Origin of the sequence: Salmonella sp. A29-2, from assembly GCF_020150755.1 — a bacterium.
Taxonomy (GTDB): Bacteria; Pseudomonadota; Gammaproteobacteria; order Enterobacterales; family Enterobacteriaceae; genus Salmonella; species Salmonella enterica.
This window is the reverse complement of sequence record NZ_CP083732.1, coordinates 1-5,430: the sequence shown is the minus strand read 5'-3', so window position 1 is coordinate 5,430 and position 5,430 is coordinate 1. Positions and strand designations below refer to the sequence as shown.

Here is a 5,430-nt window from a genome sequence, read left to right as displayed (position 1 = left end):
GGTTCTGCCAGCTCTTTTTCATGCTGTCGCTGCTCGTATGCCCGTTCGGCGGCCACCGCCATTTCATGCCGCTGCACTACTGGCTCAAACGCTGTAACTGCCTGCTCAAGTTCGCCACCTGCTGACTCAAGCGCGTGACGCGCTCGTTCAGCGCCGCGTTCTCCCGTTGCATAAGACCAGACATCTTCTGCCATTCCGCGAAGGCGCTCTCCCACTCGTCCAGCCTTTGCGAGTAGTCCTGATGTAGCTGCTCTAATGCGGTCAGCAACTGTTTTTCCAGTTCCGTCATGGGCTATTTCCTCTCCAGTACCATCCAGTTCCCTTCCTCCCCGTAAGCTCCCGCTTTCGGGTTCACTTTGACGCAGGACAGTTTCTGTTCCCCACAGAGCGACAGCTGCACGCCGTGGTTCTTCTCCGACAGCATGGCCTGCGTCCGCTCCTGCGCCCGGATAGTCTGGTAATTCCCGGTGATCTGCTGCCCCTGCCACCACAGAATGCTCCCGCTCGTGGCGATCAGCAGTACTGAGACCAGGGTGATGGTCAGCCACGTCCGGCCAACCATACGCAGCACGCTCAGCCGGTTCGACTGCATCGCCGCGGTCATACCCTGCTCGTGGGCGCTGATGGCGTCGCTGATTCTCTTCGCGCTTGCGCTCAGTTCCGCTTTTACAGACTTCTCGTGCTCGCTGAATGCGGCTTTCAGCATCTCGCAGGTATTCTGCTGCTGCGCTTTCGATTGCTTTTCCAAGTCCTTCGCCAGCGCTAAAAGACTGCTCATAAATGGCTCCCTTCAGTCGGATGTTTCGCCCCCCGTCCGGGTCGGCAATGCTGATACTGTTCTTTGTGGTGCGGACCACCTCAAAACCTGCCGCAGTGAGCGCCCCTGTGACGTCCTCGCGCGTTTTGAGCGCCCCGGATGAGGCTAAGGCCAGCAAACCCCGTGTAATCGCCTGAGCGGCTTCCAGCTTCGTTTCCGGCAGTGCGGACGGCGTGACCAGTAACCGCCGGTTCTTCGGGGCGTTTGGATCATGCAGCCCCAGTCTGCCGTTCACCACGGTCTGCCAGGCATCGATGCGCGGCCGGTCGGCGCGATCGTAATACGGCTGCAGGCGTTTCCCGGTCAGCAGCTCTGTGTTGGGGATCAGGAAATTCAGCTCCAGCCGCCCCTTGTCGGTGTGCTCCACCCACAGAATGCTGTACTGGTCTTTATCGAGCCCGGGCATCAGAACCCGCTCAAAGCTGGCCATGATCTGCTCCCGCTGCCCGGGCGGCAGCTCAGCCTCCGCGAACGACAGTACGCCGGAGGTGTACTTTTTCGCATACGGCGAGGCATCGATAAGCTCCCGGACTTCCTCCGGCTTTCCCTGCAGCACGGTCGCCCCCTCGCGCTGCCGGTCTTTTCCCAGCAGGTAATCCACCGGACCGGCACCACCACCGCGCCCCCGGGGATGGAATTTAACGATCATCATTCCCCCCTTTTTCCAGCACCGCATGCCGCAGCCGCTCCAGTCCCGCGTCGATTGCCATCAGGGCGGCCACGATCTGCACCCGGTCATGACCGGCACCACCGGTATTCACTTTCCGGGCGATCTGGTTCAGGTTATTACCCATACCGGCAAGCTGGCGCAGCAGCGCCGGCGATATCGACGGCAGTCTGCCGGCACGCGCCGGCTTCTCATCGAGGCAGGTCTGACGCATCCACGCCGCCAGCTGCTTGCCGTCGCACCGCTCGAGCAGCCGCCGGTGTTCGTCTTCCGTCACCCACATCGTGAGCATCTTGTTGCGTTTGTCTGCCAGAGTAGCCTCCTGATAACACCGGGACGGGCGGGAAATGTTTCCCGGTCGGCACGGTGTTGGACAAGCCGCAGGCGCGTCAGTGGCTTTTAGCGGGTTTCGGGGCGCAGCCCTGAACCAGTCACGTAGCGCTAGCGGAGTGTATACTGGCTTAATATGTTACGGCGGAGTAACACTTTATAAAAGTGCTTCATGTGGCAGGGGAAAATGCAGCTGCAGGGCGTACGGGAGAACATGGAGGTTGCGGTGATATTACGCCTCCTCGCTCACTCGGTCGCTTCCGCTCCTGCCGTTCGGCTGCGGCGGGCGTTACCTGCACACGGATAAGAGCAAAGGCACACGGCATGACAAACAGGGCAAGAAAAGGATGCGGCGCTGCCGTTTTTCCATAGGCTCCGCCCCCCTGACAAGCATCACGAAATCTGACGCTCAAATCAGTGGTGGCGAAACCCGACAGGACTATAAAGATACCAGGCGTTTCCCCCTGGTGGCTCCCTCGTGCGCTCTCCTGTTCCTGCCTTTCGGTTTACCGGTGTCATTCCGCTGTTATGGCCGCGTTTATCTCATTCCACGCCTGACACTCAGTTCCGGGTAGGCAGTTCGCTCCAAGCTGGACTGTATGCACGAACCCCCCGTTCAGTCCGACCGCTGCGCCTTTTCCGGTAACTATCGACTTGAGTCCAACCCGGAAAGACACGACTAATCGCCATTGGCAACGGCCACTGGTAAACATGATGTGCGAGAGATGTATTGAGAGTTCTTGAAGTGGTGGCCTTACTGAGGCTACACTGGAAGGACGGATTTGGTGACACGTCTCGCACAAGACTGTTACCACGGTTAGATAATCTGCCAGGATTAAATAACCTTCGAAAAACCACCTGCCAGGGTGGTTTTTTCGTTTCAGGAGAAGATTACGCTGGCAAAGTAAGTCCAGTCAAGAACAGCTACGAAATTGACTTCACATATAATTTTTGATATAAGTAAATCTAGAAGTGGCGGTAGGAATGAGCCCCACGTTAAACAAACAAGCTTCCAAAGAAAGATGTGCGGTAGAGTTCGCCACACGTAAAAAATCCAAGACTCAACGAAAGAAAAGCAAAGCCCTCTCTTACAGAGGGCTTTGCTTTTTTTGTACATTGGTTACAGGAAAATGCCAATGGACATCAAAAATGAGCAAACAGGATTACATACAGTTAAGAACCCTTACAGACCAGTTTTATGCTGATAACAAAGGCCTACAAGAGGCTCTCGACGGCAGTAATGATGGAAAAGTAAGAGGCTACGGAATCGTAGTTATTGATCTCAACGGATTGGTGTTCGGGATACCCTTACGAAGCCATTTAAACCATAAATTTGGATTCGTTTCGGAGCGATCAGAAGGTGTTAAGAAAGGACTGGATTACACCAAAGCGTTGCTAATTAAGAAAGAAGAGTATGTATCGCGAGCCTATAAGATACCAACTCCTGAATTTACCCATATCAATGATAACAAAGAAAAAATACAAGAAGATTTCAACAAATTCGTAAACAGATACATAGAAGCGAACGTCAAGAAAGATGAAAACATACTCAGAAACTATCGTTACTCTACGCTGAAAAACTATCACAAAGAATTAGGTTTAGAAGACTAAAAAGGCGGTCTAACGACCGCCCTTGCCTTTACGCCGCGCTCAATTCATCCAGCATATGGGTGAACTTATCTTCTATCTCCTTCCACATCTCGTCAGAAAGAGGTTTATCTTTGTAGGCGTGATGTAGAAGGCTTAAGACGGCTTGAGAAACACTACCTTTTTTCTCGATAAGCTTGCCGAGATTTTTCCCTTCTTTTTCGAGAGAACGAAAGAAGAGGCTCCTTTCCTGATTAGCAAACACAAGCTCAGGATCAGCGAGAAGTTGCTCGATGTGTTCAGGCTCTATGAAATAGACAGTTTGTCCAGTCATCCTTCCTGTAGTTACAGATTTAACAGATACATTTAGATGACGAATAGGGAAAAAATATTTTTTCTCTAACATCTCGATAATCGCCGGTAAGCGAGTGACCTCAAAGTCGGCTTTGACACTGTTACCAGAACTGGTGAGGTGATGGCCTTCGATCAGTGATGACAAGACAACAACTTGGGAATCCTGCATCGTGTTGAAGAGCTCGATCACCTTCAAATGAGACGAGAATTTAGTTGCCAGGTTAGCGCGGGCAACTGAAGGTAGTATTGATAAAGCGTGCATATGTATAGCCTCATATGTTTTTAAAAACATAAACTTAAGAGACCAAAGCCAATAGCATCGCACCTATCAGAATAGAAAATGTCGTGTTCACATCCCTCAAAAGAAACGATTTTTTCTTTATTAGAATGCAAGTTTATGAACATAATGCCGCCCATAACACTCCACCCTTCCAAAGGTAGTGATGTGTTGACCAGAAGGCGGAGTTAGTCGATTGTTTGGCGACGCTCACTAACTCTGCCTTTCCTTTTTGGTCCTTCCTATTCATCATCCAGCCTGAAGACGATTACACCTTCACTTAGCTGAGTGAATGAATCATCGGAAAGTAGCTTCTTGTTGTCCTCTTCATCCTCAGAAAGGCGAGGAAAACCTGGTCGCAAGGTCAATCTAACAGCACACGATGAGTAACCGCCGTGCTTGTTTTTTTGCCCAGACACACCAAAGCCACCTTCACTAATTTTCTTAATCATCCACTGGTTTTCTTCTTTGTCGTAAAGAATGTCGACACGATCCCCAATGGTAATACCAGTCTCGTCCATAGCGCTCTTGCTCAAGCGGAATCCCAGCTCGACAGCGCCCGTGCTTTTTTTTGTTTGCGTGGCCGTAACACACTGCGACTGGATTATCCTTCCAGTCTTCGCTGCCAAGTTCGATAGAGAGATAAAAGCCATAATACAATCCGTTTTAGACATCGATCAGTTCTTATACGGAAGTGTACCCAGGGAGCGAGGTGACTTTCAAGATCTTTTGTATTGATTTTTCTAGAGCCGCAAAAAACGGCGATAAGAAACCTTAAATACAAAAACAATTGCTCGTATTTAACCTCGTCAAGATACACATCCAGATCGATCTTTATGTAAGTAAAGGGTATTTTTCTATGGTGATTTAAAGTCGAGCAACGTCAGCGCATCCAAAAAAATCACCAAGTAGGTGCAAGAAAGCCGCTTATAGAAACTGATTTTTATGCCTGTATAGGTTGCCGATGAGATGAATTTAACATAAGAGTTCTTGCCCGCACCGCTTCGGGCTGGTTCGGCGCAAATACGGTGCCTGTCGGGTGAAACCCCTAGCAAAGCACCCGGTAAACCGCCCCGTTTACGCCAGATAAATTTCACCTAGCTGCATGGTTATGCAGCCAGGTGAATGACAGCAGTTTTCGCGTATAAATACGGTGTAAAGCACTAAAAAGGCCACTTTCCCCCGAATCGCTCCCACAGATCCATTGCCAGTTTGACGCATTGCAGTATCAGACTGAGCGCTTTTAGTATCTTCATAAATCCCCCTCTCTTGAGCCGTGATCTTTTCATCACGACCGTATTTAGCGGGAAATTTATGAGCCCTTCTTCTTGGGGTTTGTCACTGGATGCGCGCAGTCAGCCCAGCGTCGGACCGTTATAGCTCCGCTGACGGAAACGG

At 51.0% G+C, this 5,430-nt stretch carries 7 protein-coding genes and 1 pseudogene; 2 read left to right on the top strand and 6 right to left on the bottom strand.

Annotation, left to right across the window (positions count from 1 at the left end; genetic code table 11):
• Positions 1 to 76: 76 nt before the first annotated feature.
• From K8W53_RS23790 to K8W53_RS23775, 4 genes and pseudogenes are all read right to left on the bottom strand, one after another.
• Complete coding sequence (locus tag K8W53_RS23790) at positions 77 to 289, bottom strand: MbeD family mobilization/exclusion protein (RefSeq protein WP_000137423.1); 213 nt, start codon at positions 287 to 289, stop codon at positions 77 to 79.
• Positions 290 to 292: 3 nt separating this feature from the next.
• A complete protein-coding gene (locus K8W53_RS23785; RefSeq protein WP_001749519.1) occupies positions 293 to 778 on the bottom strand; it encodes an MbeB family mobilization protein in 486 nt (161 codons plus the stop codon).
• Between the two features lie 370 nt (positions 779 to 1,148).
• Positions 1,149 to 1,466, bottom strand: a pseudogene (locus K8W53_RS24100) (nuclease); the annotation flags it as partial.
• Positions 1,456 to 1,776, bottom strand: a complete 321-nt coding sequence (locus K8W53_RS23775; protein ID WP_000957082.1) for a MobC family plasmid mobilization relaxosome protein — start codon at positions 1,774 to 1,776, stop codon at positions 1,456 to 1,458. The gene K8W53_RS23775 and the pseudogene K8W53_RS24100, both read right to left, overlap by 11 nt.
• A 637-nt stretch (positions 1,777 to 2,413) precedes the next feature.
• Here K8W53_RS23775 and K8W53_RS23935 point away from each other — a divergent pair.
• On the top strand, positions 2,414 to 2,497 hold the full coding sequence (locus K8W53_RS23935) for a replication initiation protein (RefSeq protein WP_071532987.1): 84 nt from the start codon (positions 2,414 to 2,416) through the stop codon (positions 2,495 to 2,497).
• A 301-nt stretch (positions 2,498 to 2,798) separates the two neighbouring features.
• Positions 2,799 to 3,425: a type III toxin-antitoxin system TenpIN family toxin gene (gene tenpIN / locus K8W53_RS23770; protein WP_223149424.1), complete on the top strand. Its 627-nt coding sequence runs from the start codon at positions 2,799 to 2,801 to the stop codon at positions 3,423 to 3,425.
• Between the two features lie 28 nt (positions 3,426 to 3,453).
• Here tenpIN and K8W53_RS23765 read toward each other — a convergent pair whose 3' ends face one another.
• Both K8W53_RS23765 and K8W53_RS23760 read right to left on the bottom strand, forming a co-directional pair.
• Entirely contained in the window at positions 3,454 to 4,017 is a 564-nt protein-coding gene (locus tag K8W53_RS23765; protein ID WP_001749520.1) for a hypothetical protein, read from the bottom strand.
• Between the two features lie 257 nt (positions 4,018 to 4,274).
• Positions 4,275 to 4,685: a hypothetical protein gene (locus K8W53_RS23760; RefSeq protein WP_000874179.1), complete on the bottom strand. Its 411-nt coding sequence runs from the start codon at positions 4,683 to 4,685 to the stop codon at positions 4,275 to 4,277.
• Positions 4,686 to 5,430: the final 745 nt, after the last annotated feature.